We start from the raw sequence: 934 nt of genomic DNA on the forward strand, positions 1-934 counted from the left end.
GTGCAAATGCAATCCAAGCGAGATTTTACTGAGATGTTTAACATGATGGCTGTGGCGTTAAATCATCAAGTAACTTTGGAAGATTTAGCGTTTAGCGATATGATGTTTGAACCGCATGCCAATACGCCACTGAATTTTTTGTCAGATGTCGCATTACGGGCGCTAGATGAAAACGAGGCACGTTCATGATGGTATTTAATCGGGCGGTTCTTGTTCTAATTGTGGCGTTTGTATTTACGCCAGTGATTGCGGGAATCGTACGTTTTATAGAAGATTTGCGTTTTGATAAGCAAGTGGCACGGCGGACGGCACGCATGACGACGGGAGCACAACCGCTTGTGTCAATTGTATTGCCTTTTGCAGGGGATGTAGACCGCTTGCAGCGCCAACTTGATCTCATGCAAGCCTCATTGACGTACCAACGCTATGAAGTGTTGGTAATGGTTTCGGCCGAAACGACCGCTACTTTACGCCGTTTGCGTCAAATTGTCGCACAAAATACGACAATGCGTGTGATTGAATTTACGGAGACAACGAATGTCGCTAATTTATTGTCGCAAGGTGCAATGTTTAGTCGTGGTGAGTTTGTGTTGACACTACCCATAAATGGGGTAGTCAGTGGGAATTCCTTGGAAGAAACATTGGCGCTGTTTATGACAGATATCAACGGTATTCCGGCGGCACGCGTTGGGGCCGTGATGCTTGAAACGTTACCGCGTCGTGCTGATAATTTTGCAACGACGATTGCACAAATGGATGCGGCTGTTGAGTTAGCCGCCGATCGACGGAAACAAGCGTTCCATGATGTGATGATTCGGGTTGAAAAAGAGGCCATTATGTATCGTCGTACGGCGTTGCTGGCGATTGGGCTTTGGCGTTCAAATCGGATTGGTGCTGAGACCGATTTATTCTGGCGGTTGCAACTGCGTGGCTG

The 934-nt window shown here is 47.2% G+C and carries 1 protein-coding gene and 1 pseudogene; both read left to right on the top strand.

What is annotated here, in order from left to right; translation table 11 throughout:
- Positions 1 to 189: pseudogene (locus WEIDD23_RS13180) on the top strand (NADH oxidase); the annotation flags it as partial.
- A partial coding sequence (locus tag WEIDD23_RS13765; RefSeq protein WP_197458876.1) for a glycosyltransferase family 2 protein occupies positions 186 to 934 on the top strand: 749 nt, incomplete at its 3' end. The pseudogene WEIDD23_RS13180 and the gene WEIDD23_RS13765, both read left to right, overlap by 4 nt.

The sequence above is a fragment of the Weissella sp. DD23 genome, assembly GCF_001579105.1.
Taxonomy (GTDB): Bacteria; Bacillota; Bacilli; order Lactobacillales; family Lactobacillaceae; genus Weissella; species Weissella cibaria.